The sequence below is a fragment of the Rhizobium sp. PP-F2F-G48 genome (assembly GCF_004342335.1).
Lineage (GTDB): Bacteria > Pseudomonadota > Alphaproteobacteria > Rhizobiales > Rhizobiaceae > Ferranicluibacter.
On sequence record NZ_SLVH01000008.1, the window covers coordinates 36,023 to 53,536 of the forward strand.

Genomic DNA, 17,514 nt, shown 5'->3' on the forward strand with positions numbered 1-17,514 from the left:
TTTGAATTGTCAACATCTGGTGGCGGCGTTCTGTGGTCTGGCCCGCGCGCACTGTAAGACATCAAGCAGCGGGAGCTCGTTTCGAGAAGCAAGCCAAACTAAAATGGCGTCGGACAGGAGTGGCTTGCCATTACATATCGGCTCGTTTATCTTGTTGTTCACAACAAGATAAACGAGAAAATCCGTGACTGTACTCTATACTCCTGGCCAACTAAGAAACGCAGTGTCGATCGCGCCAGAGACATATCGCCATTGGAAGAAAGCGCTGGGACCGCTGCGACAAACCCGCGGTCACAGCCCATGTTTCAGCTCGGGAGATCTTGTCGCCGTCGCTGTAGTGAGGTTGCTGACCATCGACATAGGCATTCGTGTGGGGGCACTGACGCCGATCAGTGAGCCGCTGTTTGATCTCTGCAATCGTTCGCTTTGGCCAGTGCTTGAGCGGACCAAGCTTGTTATCGATCTGCACAACGCGACGCTGCAGCTCCGCAATGAAGTCGCCGAAGCGGTAGGCGATGGGCCGTCAATCGTAATTCCATTATCACCGCTCGTAGCCGAGCTTCGCGAGCAGCTGCTGAGCGCAACCAGCGTCGAAGAACAAACATCACTTCGCTTCCCGCCTGTCAGCGTTGGTGGGGTGGCTGTGTCACGTGGAGGTCGGCCGTGAACGCAGTAGAACACATTGCCAAAGCGGCTCGCAATGTTGGATATCGGCAGGAAGCGGTCGTGTCCGATTACGCGTTCGCAGACGTGTTGGTTGAGAACAATCCGACTAGGACCGTTCAGCTTGCAGCTTTTACGCGGACGCCGCCCTCCTATCGATCCGCTGCACTTGCAGTCGTAGAAGGCGGGGGTCGTCGTGCTCTAGACGTCGTCAACGAGCATCGAGCCTTGGGCGCACCTCTTCTTTTCGTGATTAATCAAGACGAGGTGACTGTATGGGAAGTCCGCAGCGCAGCACCGCCGCGTGCAATCGAGACCGTCTCTCTCCGCGGCATCGACGATCTGTTCACGCGTCATCGGACTTCTTGGCACCCCGATGCAATTCACCGTGCAAAGTCGGTCGGTCCTTCTGAAGGGGGATACCAGCTCGATTTTGTCGATCTCGGCCTTCTTTCCGCGATCGAAGGTGAAATCCACGTCAAGTTGGACCGACTTCTCACAGAAACCTTGGACCTCTCTCGGAAAGCCCCTGGCGGGGAATCGATCGACGTGCGCACGATGTTCCGAGTTGTTTTCCGTCTTCTCGCCGCCAAAGTCCTTGAAGATCGTCGGCACCCCTATGCAGACGCATGGCACGCCGAGGACCTCTCATCCGTCCTCACGGGTATTGAGACTTTCTATTCCCTCGGACACATCCAAGGTCGCACCCCCGCCGAATTGCCGACTATTTTTAAATCTGCGTGGCAGCACCTGCGCGCCGGTATCAGCTTCTCGAATATTTCGGCGGACGACCTCGCTTTTGTATATGAGAACACGCTGATCACGCCACAAACCCGTAAAGTCTTCGGTACCCACAGCACCCCGCGTCAAGTGGCGGAGTACGTGGTTCAGCGCCTCGAGCTCCATAACCACAAACCCGAGGTCCTGAAAATTTACGAGCCGTTTGCTGGCGCCGGTGTTTTCCTAGTCTCGGCCCTACGCCATCTACGCGACCTGCTGCCAGTGGAATGGTCGGATCAGCAACGGCACGACTTTCTGATCGGGCATATCTCAGGTGACGAGGTCGATCCGTTCGCGTGCGAAGTTGCAACGCTGTCGTTGATCCTCGCAGATTATCCAAATCACAATGGATGGCACGTCAAAGAAGCGGACCTATTCGCCGACGACGTGCTCGCGAGGCGCATCGGCACAAACAACGTGATCCTTTGCAACCCCCCGTTCGAAGCTTTTACTGAAGAGGACAAGGCTCGCTACAAGATCGCGGGCACCACGCACTCGAAGGCGATTGCAGCGCTGAGTGCGGCGCTTGATGCAAAGCCCCTTGCCCTTGGATTCGTCCTGCCGCATTCATTTATCCTCGAACGGCAGTTCATGGAGCAACGTCGGCGAATTGAAAGCCTTTACGGATCTGTTGAAGTTCTGAAACTTCCGGACGGGATTTTTGGCGCGGCGGACACTGAGACGGCGGCCGTAATAGCTCGTGACTTGCGATCCGATGCGACAAAGGCGATCGCGTTACGATCCACTGAGGTGGCGGAACGCGATCGCTGGTCTTTCCTCAAAACCGGGCAGACAACGGTCCATCGAGTGGTGGCTCGGGACATCAGCGATAGCCCGGAAGGGTCCCTCTGGATTCCTGCACTTAACGATCTATGGGAATATTTCCGAGACTACTCGCGGCTTGGTGCCGTGCTGAATCCGAGCGTTGGCCTACAGTGGTACGATCAAGATCAAGGTCGAAGCAGCTTTGACACACCAGGATACCAGCCAGGCTTTGCGAATGCACGACACCTGCATCAATATCAATCTCCCGCCCCTGTGTGGCTCGATTTCCGGGAAGAAAATGTTCGTCGCGGTTTTAATCATGACTGGACACAGCCAAAGCTCATCGCCAGTGCGACGCGTCTGAGACGCGGCGCGTGGTGCATCGGTGCGTTTGTTGATCCCAAAGGCATGCTTTGCTCTCAGCAGTTCTTCGGACTTTGGCCAGTCTCTCCCCTAAACCAATCTGAGCTGTTTGCTCTGTCTGCGATCATTAATGGGCCTATCGCAAATGCATTCCTAGCGGTGAATTCTCCGAAGGACCGTTTTCGCGTATCAGTCCTTCGGCAGGTACCATTCCCGAAGTCAATTCCCACAAAACTGGCAGAACTGGCTGAGGAGTATGCCGAGCTGCTGACCCGTCAAACAATATTCGAAAATCCGGATGAAGACCTGTCGCTATTATTAACGAAGATCGATGCCGAAGTCATAAGGGCCTATGACCTGCCCCTGAGACTGGAGCGGCAACTGCTCGCTTATTTTGAAGGCTCGGAACGGCCTGTCACACACGCTTGGAAGCACTGGAATGACGCCTATCCTGTGCCTGGCTTAAGTCTGGCCGAACGTTTGTCCGGCCGGTTTAATCCCAGCGGAGACTGGGTGAAAAAAGTCTTCCGTCCGCTGCCCGACAGCGAAATTGCCTTGCTCCGCGACTATGTGGCGTAGACGCGATGGAGACCTATCTGCTCGACACCACCATCCTATCAATCTACCTTGATCCAACACATCCTCACCACGCAACAAAAAGCCAATCGCTCGCCGCCTTGTCCGCGGACAGTCCCCGGTTCGTATCGGCAATAGCCCTTGCGGAGCTTGGCTTCGGAACAAGGCTGGCATCGCTTCTCGGAAAAGGGAACCTCTCAGCACTACAGGCAATAATTGCCCAAGCGCAATCCCATGCGGTTCTCGACATCACCCATCATACCGCGTCGGTCTATGCCGAGGTCAAAGCAAACGTCGCGCACAAGTATCTCGCCAAGACGCTCCGGAAGGATCGCCCAAAATACATCGAGGAATGGGTTGACAAGGCGACCGGACAAAAGCTCGCTATCGACGAAAACGACCTGTGGATGTGTGCCCAGGCAAAGGAGCGCGATCTGATCTTCGTGACTGCGGATGCGCGGATGAAACGAATTCCGGATGCCGATCCGGATGTCCGCCTGCTTGTAATTTGACGGCTAGGGCGCTGATGCGTCTGACTCTGTTGAACAATCCAGGCGATCAATAGCAGTTTCGGAAGACCCGCGTACGCCCAAGCGTACAACCGCCGAATATTGGCAGCTCTTCAACAATAGTCCGGTCAGACAGACCAATCAAACAAGTCAAGCTTACGTCTCGACCGAGCTGACAGTCCGCCAAGGCCATGACGCTTCGGCACACGCCTGGTAATTCGCGTCAAGTTCACCAGCCATTAATCGCAGCGTTGCGAGCCGGCGCGCCGTATCTCGAAAATAGTTCACCTCCGACAGACTTAGAGGTCGATCGATCACCGCGTGCGAACGATATGAAAGCCACTTCTTTAGAACTTGAAACCCGCCTATGGTGAAGTCCCAAACCTCTGCAGGTACATTTCGCCAAAAAATCTGCTCGTTCAGATAGACATCGTTGGTTGTTTCGCCAAGAGTCGTAAGCTCTGCGCTACTCGGCAATTCACCCTCCGCATAAGCCCGTTGATCAATGCGACCGGGTCCCGGCATTACCGCGCCTCGGCTATCACGCGCTCCCCATCTCGCGGTCATGGCAAAGTCGATGCCCGCGGCTGATCCACCACCCAGTCGCTCCAGGACTGCGATGTGCCGAAGAACCGGCCAGATAGCACCTGTTGTCACTCCATCCACCGGTTGAGACGGATCAAGCAGATTTGCAACGTGTCGGCCGAGCGCTACCGAGGATTCAAGAACAGTCACGCTTGTTGGCAATGGGATGCGCGGCCAATCGTCAACTATACCTTCTTCGTTCTCGTCCAGCCATGCCGGAGCATAGGCAACTGCTAAGCTATGATACCAAAGGGCATCAAGCTGAGAGTGCCCGGCCGCAAGCCAACTAGCGGCTCCTATTCCGTCTAGGTATTCGCGTGCGCGGTTTGAAAGATTGGGAACAATGTCTCCACCGTGCAATGCCAAGCCCCCTGATCCTGGCAACGCGTCGAGTATCCGCTTTACCGGAAAAGGCCTAGCATTGGGATCAAAAAGGTGATCACCAGGCAGGTCGCTCGTGAAGAACACCGGAATGCCCTCGCCAGCTTTGCGTGATTGCACACGAGTTACAATGAAGCGATTACCTGCAGCTTGCTGCGCCGCCAGCCCTGGACGCGAACGATTCCACAGCGGGGCGGCGTCGGTGTAGAAAACCCACCTCCGATCGAACGGATGCTCCATCATCTCCGCAAAGCGCCCCGAGCTTACTCCACCGCTGGCTAAGAAACGAGCCCGCGCTGTACGAGCATTGAAGCCCGCGGCGTCTATAACGGGACCAATATTTTCAGAGCGCAATGTCTCAAAGCTCACCGCCGGATCCTCGTATCTCTCCATACGATTGCGGATGGTGCCCTCCTCCAATGCCAGTAGTGCGCCTTTTCGTTTCTCAAGTAGACCGCTGCCTTCATCGGATTCGGAAAGTTCGGCGAGCGATGGCCAAGCACGGTAGACAGCGAGTGTTGTATCTGGAGCAAGCTTAAAGCGGTTATCCACGGATGGGTTGGATGGCGTATAGCTATCAACAAACTGCTGCATATCCATTGCCAAGGTCGCCTCGAGGTTTTGGCGCTTTGCTGATCCCCAAAAGTCGCGATGGAATACTTGTGCTTTTTTCGGTTCGCTGGAGTCTCGGCGAACGAGGGTGGCGATAGCAGTGCCGACCCGAATACCCTCGGGATTAAAATCGGTCGAGAAAACTGACGGATCAGGCAGGCCGTCCGGCGTCAGCTTGCCTGTTTGCCGACTATCGCCATGTAGCGCGTCGATAGAAATATGGTCGAAAGCTGTCACTAAGCGCTCTCGCATCACCGTAAATGAGCGATAACCGAGATAGGAAGAATTGGTAATCAGACATACGATACCCCTGCCCGTCACGTCGGCGATACGCCGTTCCGCCACGCGAAAGAAGCGGACATAGAGCTCGTCTAAATTGAATTTACGAACGCGCCAACGTTCGCGAAGCCCCACTTTATAGGGAGCTACAAGATCTCCTTCAGGATTGGGACTGGTCCCATCGAATGCTGAATAGGGAGGATTTCCTATAACAACGAGAACCGGAGAAGATTGCTTCACTGTATTTGCAAGATCGCGTTCTCGCTCCAATTCTGGGAACGGAAGGTGTGGATTGACCGATCCTGCCTCCCAACCAGTCAGCGCATTGGACAAATAGATTGCTGCTCTTTCGCCGATATCGTCGTCGAACGTTGCTCCGACTTCTGCAAGCAGTGATGCGACTTGCCAATGGGCAATGACGAACGGCGCAGGTAAGATCTCAAAGCCAGCTACCCTACGCATCGCAGCATCTTTAAGTTCGGCGCCGAGGGTGGCGCTTGCCCCCTTTGCTTCGAGAGTTCGTCGAATGTGACGAAGCACTTCGATCAGAAACGAACCTGTTCCTGTACAAGGATCAAGCACCCAAACATTGGGATCGGCCAGGCCGTCGGCTATGCCTAGCTCCGTACGCAAAGAACGATCGACCCGTTCAACCATGTAACGTACCACCTCACCGGGTGTGTACCAGACGCCGAGCGCCTTACGGAGGTCAGGATCATATGCAGCCAAGAATGGCTCATAGAAGTGCTGAACCGCCTCCGCCTGGTCAAAGCGACCAAAAAAGGCAGAGCGATCGATCCTATTGAGGGCATCAGCAGCCCATCCAATAACCTCAACCAAACCAAGTGCACCTAATCTCCCTGGTGTTGCTAACTGCTCGAAAAGCGAACGGACCGCAGGAACATGCAGACCCCAAGCCGTCGTGCGCCAATCAAACGGAGTTGATGAGGATCGGGCATGCGAGGCCCAAGCGGAAAATAGACCATAGAACAGCGTTTGCACTAATGTGGATCGGAAGAAGCGGTCTCCCTTTGGACCAGGTTCGAAGTTGAGCCCCAGCGACGATCCCAATGCGTCTCGCAGTGCAGAGAGCGACGGAAGCGCTGAGCTAATGGTGACTCTGGCCAGTCCCTCCCGGGCGTAAGACGCGAGAAGAGCCGCGACATCACGCGGCTCGGCAAGTGGTGCGCGTCGGAGCATGGCACGGCGGAAGAATTCGGTGAACGCCATAGCAATCGGTGCATCTTCCGATCGTCTACTTTGGGCGGCCCAAGCGAAGAAAGCGTTCACATCTCGACCAAAGCTGAAATGTTCAACAACTTGCGGACCAGTGCTACCCGCCTCAAGCAACTCGAAATCGCGAAAATTGGTGATCAGGACAAGGCCGTAAGCGGAAAGATAATTGGTGACCTGCTGCGAACCGCGCTTAATGCCAAGGGAGGCCGGAACGTCATCCGCTTCAATAACGCCGCGCTCGGGACTTGGCCCGCCGTTACGCCAGTTGAGCGGCTGCCCGCGACTAACCTGCTGCTCCACAAACAGACCGAAATCAGGGAAACCAGCGCTTCCTCCAGACAACTGGCTGAGGCAATATACGTGCGGTTGAAGCTCAGAACCAATCGTGTTGAACGCGCCTTGCAGCGCGCCATAATAGGAGGTTTCTGCCGTCCCGGCAGCTGTCGCACGAACTCTCGCGATTTCGCTCAGATATGCAGCGAGTATTCTGTCTTCCACGATCATCGCTTGCCCCGCTTTCCGTGGAGCCCTCGACTTTCAGGACACGTTTCAGCCCCTCAGAAGAAGTTCACCCGAATCATTTTACTTTTGCAAATTCAGGGTAAACAGGCAGCGCCTGGAAGGCTAGCGCCGGTTGTGATTGGAAGTCATTCACACCCCTAATCCATTCAATCCTGTGCGCTGTCGCAACGTCGTTGGAGATCTGAGCAGCGACCATGGATCCCGGCCGCTAGCAGCTCTGTTCAAGCCCGTCAAATTATCCCCCACGCCCGAAACCTCCCCCTCCCCGTCATCTCTCTGAGGCCGAGTTCCAAAACAATCCGCCGCGCCGCCTGCGGCGTCACCTCGAGCGTCTTCGCCACCATCTTGGCCGACACCAATGGCTTCGCCATTACCAGCTCGACCAACTCCGGCAGTTTTGAAGACGTACGCCGTCCATCGAGCTTTCGCTCCATGAGTCTTCGGGCCAGCGCCAGCCGGTCATGTTCTTTCATGCCGATCTCGGCGGCAGCCAAAAAGCCGTGGGCAATGGCCAACAGCCGCTTCCCCCGATCGCGATGCCGGCGCCGATCGACGGGTATCGTTTTAAGGCCAATGTTGATGGCGGCGAGATGGGCGCCGGTGGTGATGCCGGCCTGGCGCAGGATCGAAGCGCACAACAGCCTGCCAAGCCAAGGCGCGTGCTGAAGGACCGAAAGCTCGTTCCAGGCATCGAGGGCGATGATCGCCTGCAGCGCTGCCGGCAGGTTTTCGACCTGGCGCAGCACGCCGCGCCATTCGTCGAGCCGGGCATCCTCGTCCCAGTCCAGATCATAGATCATCGGATCTCTTTCCGCCGCGCTGCCCACGCCGGGCGTCTTGGCTTGTGCGATCGCCGCCTCCGACCGGGCGAGCACTGCATCAATGGCGGCGTAATCCACGCCGGGGGGATTTTCGCCGTCCCCGTCTTCTCCCTCCCCGTCCGGATCAATCGGGACCACGCGCCGAATGGCCGCGGCCGCCTCCAGCTCGCCAGCGTCGGACGACGTGATCTCCGCCGTCTTTCGCAGCGTCCGAATACCCTCGGCCGACAGTGCCCAGGCCGGGAGCTGGGCTGCAATGCGCCGTCGGGTGCGAAGCACGTCACGGGCGATTGTCAGTTCATGAGTAGGTGTGCGAATATCCCGCGTAGCGTCGTGAAGGACGAGGTCTTCGAGGTGGACAAGTTCGCCGTCGATCCAGAGGGAAGCGCAAGCATCGCCGAAATGCGCCCGGTCGATCCAGCCCGCGCCGACCGGCGAACGGGCAACCCGTTCATCGAGACGGGTGAGCGCGACACCGGCGTCAAAAGCCGGGCGCATTAGAGCCGTTATGCTGATTTTCGCGAGATAGTAAGCCATTGATATTATGCTAAATGATCTGTTATAAGAACTCTATATTAATATTACAGCTCCTCACATGGTATGATGATCAGTTGGGCGCATAACCATCGATAAATACTCCTTATCGATGGCATATATACCGATATCCATATTTCTGTACTTAGATATGGGCACTTCTATATTCAAACAGGTGATTGCCTCCGGTGCGTCCTAAAGGGATGTGTGTCATGAGAAAAGACCCAGGAGACGTTTTACCTTTTCCGTCGTGCAGTTTGGCATATGCGCAAAATGCTCATGTCGCCAAACGCTATGCTATATGGCGAGGTCGAGGGCTTCGCTCGCGAGTTTCATGATGCGGATTGCTCCGCCAAACTGGCTTCCAAGACCGCCCGCAGGGCACCATTCATCCGAACCTATGCAGCCAAAATGACATCTCGCCTCCGCGGAAGCGGCCACATCTTTTATTAAGAGATTCCTTTTATTCCGCACGCCCTCGGCATTGGTGCCGAGAGGACCGGATCTCTCGCATGCCAAAACAAGACAAATCTTCCCTCCATTTCGAACGAAAGATATCGCAGTTCTGCGACATCCGCATCGCGCCTATCGCCTCGAAGCGCAGCCTCGAGAGTATCAGACCCTACCTCATCAGCCTCGTGATATATCGCAAAGCACCACCGTTGCTGCATGGCCGCATCGATTGGAAGAAGATCTCGCAAGCCTGTGGGATCGAAAGCGAATTGACAGAGATTCTGAAGAAGCAGCTGCGTCCTGGCCTCGATGCCATCATCCGGTGGCTCGAACTACCGCCCATTTCAGACGAGGTTTCACCGTCAGCCGCAAAGGCCAAGCGCGATCACCCTTCGGCAACCACACTCGCATCCTCTACCCGCAAGCCTCGACGAACAGGCAGCGCCGGTGCGTCAGTCCCATCGACCTCAACCCGGTCTGGCCCTGAGCCCAAGCCAATCAAGGATTTTCCGGATCCGTTGTTTGAGGTGACGGTGGATCCCAAAACGTTCCAGGACGCGCTCGCCTATCACATGCGCCGGTTTGGCGAAACATACTGGCAGCTCTATCGGGCTATCATTCGGCTCGGCGAGACCTTTGACGAAACGACGCTGCTGTCCTGGATCAAGGGCGAGCGCGCCCCGCGATCGTTGGCAAGCTTCGAGATCCTGTCCCGGATCGAGAAACGCTATCGACTGGAGCCCGGATATTTCAAGGCGAAGCTGCCTCACCAATCCCGGTCGCCGCAGGGCCATGACCTGCATGACATCAGCCCCGCAGAACGGCGACGTCTGGCATGGCATTTGCCGGACGACTTTGGCAGCTTGCCGCACACCAAGCGCGAGGAAATCCTCAACTGGGTGCGCCGTGTTGTCATCTCCGGATCAACGGACTACCGGCGCTATCAGGCGGCAGCGATCAAGCAGCGGTACGCTATTCGCTTCCCCGGCGTCACATACGGCGGTGGATCATTGTCACCGCGGGCACCCTCTTTGCTGATGAACAATGGGCAAGATGCCATAGAGACTTTCGATGATCCCGATCTATTGTCCGGCGTGGTCGATGCACCGCCGCGGCTGGCCATGGAAATGGCCGATCTGATCTGCTTCAAGACGTCGACGCTGACGGCGGCCGGTTTCCAGAGAAATGGGGTCTGGGGTGAGGAAACCGCATCGCAGAAAATAGAGCATCTTGGCTTGATGTTCGGCGCGCTGGCCGCCTCGCCCACCGGCATGGTCAAAGGCCGAGGTGTCCCCCTCGGTCACCTGACCTTCGGCCTGCTAATTTTTCCAGGGGTCTGGGACTGGTACCTGCAATGGCGGGAGCGGCGCCGCGGCTTCTAGACCAGATGGGAGGAGGACATGTTGATGATCGCGCAAGCTCTTTCCCGCGCAGAGGTCGGCTGGATTCGACAGCACTCCGAGCTGCTGAAACATGTCAGACCCATCGAAGGTCTGATCGCACGTGAAGAAATAGAGTACGCCGCACGCGACTGGCACGGCGCCTGCGACGCATTTCATCGGCATGCCGGCAATCGGTCGAGGGAAGTCCAGCGCGTCATGCGGGTGCACCGCGATCCGTTTGAACCGATCATGGTCGTCCTTGAGGCAGACAGTCCGCTGGCGGAGTATCGCAAGATCACAGACGAGATTTTAAAGCGCATGCCAGACGAAGATCGCTACCCGCGACCGGCGGCGGAAGCAGTCCGTTCTTTCCTAATGCTTCGCCTGGGCCTGCATCTCGGCCTTCGGCAGAAAAACCTTCGTCAGCTCCGCCTCTGCCCGCGCGGTCATTTTCCGACATCTGAGCGCCGCCTGGAAGATATGAGATGCGGCGAGCTGCGGTGGAGCGACCGCGACCGTGGGTGGGAGGTCCTGATACCCTCCGTCGCTTTCAAAAATGCGGGCTCATCCTTCTTCGGGCAAAAACCGTTTCGGCTGATCCTCCCGGACCTGTTGGGGCTTTACACCTATCTCGAGGCCTATATCGACCGTCACCGTGGCGTGCTGCTCGGGCGGGCCGGCGATCCTGGCACGTTCTTCGTCAAGACGGTCAAAACGACCAGTCTGGACGCGGCCTATAATTCCACGACCTTCTATGAGGCCTGGCGAACCGTGATCCAACGGTATGGCATCTACAACCCCTATACGGGTCGCGGCGCCATCAAGGGCCTGTTGCCGCACGGGCCTCACAATCTCCGCGACATTCTGGCAACGCATATCCTCAAGCAAACAGGATCCTACGAGCAGGCAAGCTACGCAATCCAGGATACCCCCGATGTGGTTCAGCAGCATTATGGACGTTTCCTTCCGCAGGACAAAGCAGCATTGGCGGCAAAAATCCTGAACCAGGTCTGGGAAGCTGCATAATCGACAGCTTGGGTAGCGTGGTTGGATCGCGATATGCCGTGAGCGAGGTAACGTAGACTATTTTCAGTTATTGCAGTTACAGGCCCTTTAGGCCATATTGGCGGTTGAGGAGACACTGTTATGGCTAGTCAGCTCGTTCACTTCGCCGGATTGTCAGATCGCGACCGTAAGGCGGCTTTGCCTCTACCAAAGTTGGCTGCGGGCGACACGCTGGAACTTCGTGTTCGTCATGAAGGCGGCCGGGAGCAGACGCTCTCCATACCGCCCTCGGCCACGGCTGCCGTTGAAACGCTCTTGGCACATATGCTGCGCGGTGAACGTGTCGCCGTTCTGGCCGAGGATCAGGAATTGAGCCCAACCGAGGCGTCCGTCATTCTCGGCATCTCTCGTCCACTCGTCGTCCTACGCATGGACCGAGGCGATCTGCCGTTCCGCTATATTGGTAAGCACCGACGGGCGCTTCTGAGGGACGTGCTCGCGATGAAGGCCAAGCTTGATATGCGACAGGCCGCCATGGATGCGCTGACTGAGGACACCGAAGATCTGATCCAGAACCATGGCCTCTAGCGCGCCCGTCGCGGTCTATGATGCCTGCGTCCTCTACCCCTTTCACCTCCGAAACATCCTGGTACAATGTGCCTTCGACGGACTTGTCGAGGCGCGCTGGACCGATGATATCCATGATGAATGGATGCGCAATCTTGCAGCCAATACGGATTCCTTGTCGATCGAGCGCCTGACGGCTACGCGGGACAAGATGAAGGCCGTCCTGCCGGAAGCGAATGTTGCACATTATCGCTCCTTGATCGCAGATCTTGAACTACCAGACCCTAACGACCGACATGTGCTGGCTGCGGCCATTGCTGGAAAGGCCTCCGTGATCGTCACATGGAACCTCAAGGATTTTCCCGTGCAAGAATTGATGCGATACGGCGTGACCAGCCAGTCACCGGACACCTTCCTGACCGAGCTTCATACGGTGTTTCCCGATGCCCTTATCTCAAGTGTTGAACACGCGCGGCATAATCTGCGCAAGACGGCGTCATCGGTCGAGACGTTTGTCGATGCTCTCAAGCAGAATGGTCTGGAGGCATTTTCGGAGCGGCTTCGCAGAAACATCGCACTCCTGAAATGACCCGTCCACAGCATCTGCAGACGGATAGCTGGAGCCACTGCTCTTTTGAGAGAACCCCGTTGCGCTTGAGCGAAATGTCCACCGCTTAACCTTGATTGATAGATCCATTACAGCAGGCGCAACAGTTGGTTGCAGACGCTCAAACATTGACTACAGTGAGATGGTAATGGGGCGGGGATCGACATGCTTAACATGAGGACAACAGGTTGCTGCGTTCTGCTGGCTGCCAGCCTGTTGGGAGATGTTGCGCTCGCCGCGCCGCGCGCTTTTCTGCATCACCGGCCGGCATTCGGTTCGCCCCTCGCATATAATGTCACTCTACAAGTACCGCTGGCCAATGCGATCTGGTTGGTAGTCTCAAGCAGGCCCACATACGAGCAAGCCAGTATCGTTGCACAATCCTTTGCTGCAACGCTCGGACCGACGTTGATCGCACGTTCGCGCAACGGTTCCTTCGCGGTTCTGGCTGGCACTCTTTTTAAGGACAAGGCAAAGCCGAACCTGCGGACCCTGAAGGAGCTCAGGCTCATCCCGAATGATGCTTTCCTTAGCAATGGCGAAGGCTTTAATGAGCTCATTTCGCACAGCTACACGGCAGGGTCTTCGACGGATCTGATGACGCAGGCCCCTCTGATCAATTCTGTCAAACGACTGCAAATGGCTATGGCACGCGTCAAGCTCTACTCAGGCACGGCAGATGGCCTAATGGGACCTGGAACCGTAAAGGCGTTTACAGCCTACACGTCGGCATTCGGTGGGCCTCCGGGTGACTACCTCGACGCTTATGCCATCGAGATGATCGAGCAGAGCGCCCGAGACGGGTTTCAATCGACAGCGGAACGCCAAGTGGCGCGAGCGATGGGTTTTGAAGATGGCGAAACCTACACCGAAGCTGTGAAGGGCGGGTTTTCTTCCCCGCAAGCTTTGTTTCAGGCGAGGCAACGCGGTTTTCAAACGCAGCAAGATTTCGACGCGGCAATGAGCGGCGGGTTTGACTCCGCGGAAGAGTTTCAGACAGCGCGCTTCGGTGGCTTTCAAACCGTCGATGAGTATCGCACCGCAATCCGCTTCCGGTTCGGAACGCGAACCGACTACGTGGCATTTCGATCGTCTGGGTTTGCTGACAAGGACAGTTTTCAGAAAGCGCGAGAGCGCGGTTTTGTCGACAAAACGAGTTTCGAGCGTGCCGTTGCTGCGGATCTCAAGGCTGCGCGTGCGAAAGCCGGTATCCTGCTTGACGACGCGCAGGTCTTCATCCGCCTCAATCCACAGATCATCAACTTAATCGAGATTGCCGACAAGGCTTCGGTTCTTGGCGTGACGTTGTCGACAGGGAACCCGTCCAACCTTGAACAGGCCTCATCTCAGCTTAGCGTGCTTCTGACACCCTTGCAGGGGTATAGCGAGTTCGTGTCGGCGAGGGACAAGGAACGGGCCGAAGACCATCGCAAGCACGTTTTGGGCGATCAACAAGAGCTGGAGGCGGCACGTGCTGCGCTTACAAAATGGGTCGCCGGCAACATCTCGTCTTCAAAACTCCCGCAAGTGGTTCAGGAGCTGAAGCTCCTCGGCGATGCTATCCCCTCGGATGACCTTGATCGCCTTCAGGATGCCAAGCAATCCGTCAGCGTGCTGATCGTAAAGAACGAGCTGGCGCGGGAACTACCGGGCTACGCTGGGCTGGGTACTGAAGGCGCGCCCATCGAGCAGACAGAACCGAACGCTCCGTTCGCTGTGACGCCGGCCAATGCCGTCCTCTTGCGTGGCGCCGCCGATGATGTTGTTGTTTTATTCAATGCATCCGCGGATGCTCCATCACTCGTGCGCACGCTGAACGGCGGGTTCTCATTTTCGCAAAAAACTGCGAGCGTCTGCTTGCTGGGCATCGACGAGACGCCGGCCCTGAAGCGCGGACTTCGTACTGTCCTCACGACCTTTGGGGCCTCGGTCCTCAAGACCACGGTTTGCACAAGCCGCAGCCCGCAACGTAACGACATCCTCATCATCGGCCGAAAAGCCTTTTTGGAAGCCACGCCGAGCTTCGCGGTGGCTTTTTTGGATGCGCTTGAAGGAAAAATGCTTCGTCCATTCGCGCCGATCGATTATGGCAAACTCGCATCGAGGCAGAAGGAAGAGACAGCGCTTGTGGCCGAGATCGCCTCCGGTATCAGCGCGGGCACTCGACTTGGATTTGGTGCGTTCGAGGTTCCTTCCAGCGAGGGACATCTCTGTCTCGCCATCAAAGAGGATGCGGTCGTTCATCTGGAGATGACACAAGAAGTTGCCGCGCTTGTAGAAACCAACAAACCGATGCCGGTTATCAGCGAACCCAGTCTCGATCGACTCTACCCCTTGATCCTGCGCGACGAGTGCCGGGTGATCTATGGCCCTACAAGTTCCCTGCAGCAAATTACGCGAGCCCTGAAGCGAGATGAGCGCACTTTTACCTTCCTCCCGGTCTGGTTCGATAACGAAACCGTCACTAAAGCAGCCAGAAAACTCGCTGATATCGAACTCGCACAAACGCGGCGACTCGAAGCTGACCGGCTTGCAGCGGAGGAAAGGGCGCGCCTGGCGGAAATTCAACGCAAGGAAGAGTTATCACAAAGTGTCGTTATCGAAGCCGAACTGCGAAAGGCAAGCGGTCCAGCGGCAAATGCGCGGCTAGCAAAATTTGTGACGATACTGAAAGCGGCCGTTACGCCCGTCGCCGGCCAGCCTTTCGACGCCCGAAATTCCAAGTTCTCTAATGTCGACTTCTTGGCATGGCTACACGCTCAGACGAATGCCGGCTGGGAGTTGGACAGCGTCGACACTGTGGTCAGCGACTACGGGGACGTGCTTTGGAAGAGTCGCAAGCTTGATGCGTTGGTGACGCAGGCAGCGTTTAAACTCAAGAGCCGGGAACGTGGTGAATACCGTACCGAGTGCTTCCTGTTTGCCATCGTGCTGGATGACGAGTTCGAGATGGAACGGGATCTTGTTGCCGCTCCTTGTAAAGACGAGGATACCAAAATCGGCACATGGAAGATCGGCCATGAGTTTGCGAGCCGTTGGCGCGCAACAGCGTCGGTGGACGAACAACAGTAAAATGTTTACTCTAGCGATAAGATGCTGGATCGCTCCACCCGTTCGCCTTCGTCTGCTGGTGTAATCGGCTCGACAAACACGGCTATCCTGATGGGTTCATTGAACCAAGCAAGATCACGCTTCGTCCATGTCGGCCTCTTCACCGCTATCGAACGTTAGCGCCACGTCAGTTCCGCGCCCCTGCATCAGCCCCGCATCCTTGAGCATCTCCACGTCCGGCAGGTCCAGCAGCGTCTCCATACCGAAGGCCGAGAGGAAATGCCGGGTGGTCACGTAGGTGTAGGGCGCACCGGGCGTCGGGCTACGCGGCCCGGAGGCGATCAAGCCGGCGCTGCGCAGGCTTGCAATGGTGTCGCGGCTGATCTCCTTGCCAAAGGTCTTTGACAGCTCACCACGGGTGACGGGCTGGAGATAAGCAATAGCCATCAGGACCGTTGCTTCGTTCTGCGAAAGAGCCGCCGCCAGGGAACGCGTCTGGGTGGTGGAAGCGCGAATGGTTTCAGCATAGACGCTGCGGGTGCGATGTTGCCAGCCACCGGCGACGGAAACGAGCTCATAAGGCCGCCCGACCAGATCCTCACGGAGATTGTCGATCAAGAGATCGATGGCGCAATCCTTGCCGACAACGCGGGCCAGCGTTTCGCGCGTGACGGGCTCTGCGGAGGCAAAGATTACCGCCTCGACCCGCATCATCCATTCCCGCCAACGTAACGCCGCCGGCAGGTCCTCGAGCTCTTGGTCGAAGGCGCGATCATCGTCCCGTTTCCCGGTGCGACAGCGGGAGCCTGTACTTGCGCCCGCCATCGTCACAGCCCGTAGATCCGAAACGTGCTGCGGCCGGAGAGCTCCCGCACCGCACCGAAACTCTCAAGCCTCTCGAACATCCGCCGGCTGGCCCAGCGCGAAAGTTCAGCGCCCGGAGCGGACGCCGACACCGCATCCTCCTCCAACAATCGCCGGATTACACCCTCCCCGCCTTTCGTTCGCAATTTTGGCGCCACCGTCACGAGCTGCCGGGCGCGCCGGTCGATCTCGCTCGCCGCCTGCAACGCGGCCCGCGCACCCTCGACCAGCGCCAAACACACCGCACGCGCAAAGCCCGGCTCGCCGGGTCGCACCCGCCCGCGGCCGCCAAGCGTGCGGAAGGCGGGTCCGCCGCGTTGCGCCATCAGGAGAAACAAAGGCCTCTGCCAGCCGAGCCGCTGCGCAATCAACCCGTCGGCAAGCGCCCAAGCCAGTCGCTCTGCCTCCGGGCGAACGGCATGGATGACTGATACGAGATCGGCTGCAGCAAAGGGCGCCGATCGCGGCGACTGCAGCGCGCCATCGACCAAGTCGACCACGCCCGCCAGATGATCGTCCCACCGCAGTGAAAGCATTGCGGCGAGTTCCCGAAGAAACGCCGTGTTCACGGGACCCTTGCGGGCGCCGAGCTTCCTGTAGGCGGAATAGACGTTTCCGGCCGGCCCTAGATCACCGGCGTCCGAGGACAACAGCATGGCGTCGCGCAGCTCGGCTTCCCCCTCGGTGCGCCCTGTCAGGCGCACGGCGGCAGCGGCGGATCGAAGGGTCAGACGCGCGCCCCAGCAGCCGCTCCAGATCGGCTTAGTGCGCAGCAGATCATCCAGCGTTTTCAGGGCGATGCCGGCTGAGAAGGCCGCATCGCTTTCCGTCTCGACAGGCCGCAGTGATACGGACCATGACGGCAGGATGAAGCTTGATGCAGCGGCAGAGCCGACCGGGATATTGCGCGAATCCATGAGAGGAGCGTAGCGCGGATGTGCGGATTATGCCATCGAAAA

10 protein-coding genes and 1 pseudogene are annotated in these 17,514 nt (G+C 57.4%); 7 read left to right on the forward strand and 4 right to left on the reverse strand.

Translation table 11 applies throughout. The features are described from left to right. Positions 1-184: 184 nt before the first annotated feature. The 3 genes from C8J36_RS17515 to C8J36_RS17525 are packed head-to-tail and all read left to right on the forward strand — an operon-like array spanning position 185 to position 3,659. Positions 185-667: a hypothetical protein gene (locus tag C8J36_RS17515; protein ID WP_132536696.1), complete on the forward strand. Its 483-nt coding sequence runs from the start codon at positions 185-187 to the stop codon at positions 665-667. Further along, complete coding sequence (locus tag C8J36_RS17520; protein WP_132536697.1) at positions 664-3,150, forward strand: N-6 DNA methylase; 2,487 nt, start codon at positions 664-666, stop codon at positions 3,148-3,150. Before C8J36_RS17515 ends, C8J36_RS17520 begins: the two co-directional genes overlap by 4 nt. Positions 3,151-3,155: 5 nt before the next feature. Continuing rightward, a complete protein-coding gene (locus C8J36_RS17525) occupies positions 3,156-3,659 on the forward strand; it encodes a PIN domain-containing protein (protein WP_132536698.1) in 504 nt (167 codons plus the stop codon). 153 nt (positions 3,660-3,812) lie between these two features. Here the strand turns inward: C8J36_RS17525 and C8J36_RS17530 are convergent, their stop codons facing one another. Both C8J36_RS17530 and C8J36_RS17535 read right to left on the reverse strand, forming a co-directional pair. Beyond that, positions 3,813-7,253, reverse strand: a complete 3,441-nt coding sequence (locus tag C8J36_RS17530; RefSeq protein ID WP_132536699.1) for a type ISP restriction/modification enzyme — start codon at positions 7,251-7,253, stop codon at positions 3,813-3,815. Between the two features lie 248 nt (positions 7,254-7,501). Next, positions 7,502-8,638: an RHE_PE00001 family protein gene (locus tag C8J36_RS17535; RefSeq protein ID WP_132536700.1), complete on the reverse strand. Its 1,137-nt coding sequence runs from the start codon at positions 8,636-8,638 to the stop codon at positions 7,502-7,504. Between the two features lie 500 nt (positions 8,639-9,138). Here C8J36_RS17535 and C8J36_RS17540 point away from each other — a divergent pair. The 4 genes and pseudogenes from C8J36_RS17540 to C8J36_RS17555 all read left to right on the forward strand — a co-directional run bounded on the left by C8J36_RS17540 (position 9,139) and on the right by C8J36_RS17555 (position 15,712). Further along, positions 9,139-11,487 (forward strand): annotated as a pseudogene (locus C8J36_RS17540) (hypothetical protein). Positions 11,488-11,607: 120 nt separating this feature from the next. Continuing rightward, positions 11,608-12,054, forward strand: coding sequence for a DNA-binding protein (locus C8J36_RS17545; RefSeq protein ID WP_132536701.1), 447 nt, complete (start codon positions 11,608-11,610; stop codon positions 12,052-12,054). Beyond that, positions 12,044-12,622: a PIN domain-containing protein gene (locus C8J36_RS17550; RefSeq protein ID WP_132536702.1), complete on the forward strand. Its 579-nt coding sequence runs from the start codon at positions 12,044-12,046 to the stop codon at positions 12,620-12,622. The genes C8J36_RS17545 and C8J36_RS17550 overlap by 11 nt, the downstream gene beginning before the upstream one ends. A 183-nt stretch (positions 12,623-12,805) precedes the next feature. Further along, a complete protein-coding gene (locus C8J36_RS17555) occupies positions 12,806-15,712 on the forward strand; it encodes a hypothetical protein (protein WP_132536703.1) in 2,907 nt (968 codons plus the stop codon). A gap of 114 nt (positions 15,713-15,826) precedes the next feature. On the opposite strand, the gene C8J36_RS17560 is transcribed toward C8J36_RS17555, so the two are convergent. Together C8J36_RS17560 and C8J36_RS17565 are read right to left on the reverse strand one after the other, a co-directional pair. Further along, the gene (locus tag C8J36_RS17560) at positions 15,827-16,516 is read right to left on the reverse strand and encodes an SMC-Scp complex subunit ScpB (protein ID WP_132536872.1); all 690 of its coding nucleotides are present in this window, start codon (positions 16,514-16,516) and stop codon (positions 15,827-15,829) included. Between the two features lie 2 nt (positions 16,517-16,518). Then, positions 16,519-17,472 (reverse strand): DUF1403 family protein, encoded by a 954-nt coding sequence (locus C8J36_RS17565; protein ID WP_132536704.1) that lies wholly within the window; start codon positions 17,470-17,472, stop codon positions 16,519-16,521. Positions 17,473-17,514 lie beyond the last annotated feature (42 nt).

Coding starts and splice junctions, on each gene's coding strand:
- C8J36_RS17525 (WP_132536698.1), top strand. CDS start 3,156: ATGGAGACCTATCTGCTCGACACCACCATCCTATCAATCTACCTTGAT.
- C8J36_RS17530 (WP_132536699.1), bottom strand. CDS start 7,253: ATGATCGTGGAAGACAGAATACTCGCTGCATATCTGAGCGAAATCGCG.
- C8J36_RS17545 (WP_132536701.1), top strand. CDS start 11,608: ATGGCTAGTCAGCTCGTTCACTTCGCCGGATTGTCAGATCGCGACCGT.
- C8J36_RS17550 (WP_132536702.1), top strand. CDS start 12,044: ATGGCCTCTAGCGCGCCCGTCGCGGTCTATGATGCCTGCGTCCTCTAC.
- C8J36_RS17555 (WP_132536703.1), top strand. CDS start 12,806: ATGCTTAACATGAGGACAACAGGTTGCTGCGTTCTGCTGGCTGCCAGC.
- C8J36_RS17560 (WP_132536872.1), bottom strand. CDS start 16,516: ATGGCGGGCGCAAGTACAGGCTCCCGCTGTCGCACCGGGAAACGGGAC.
- C8J36_RS17565 (WP_132536704.1), bottom strand. CDS start 17,472: ATGGATTCGCGCAATATCCCGGTCGGCTCTGCCGCTGCATCAAGCTTC.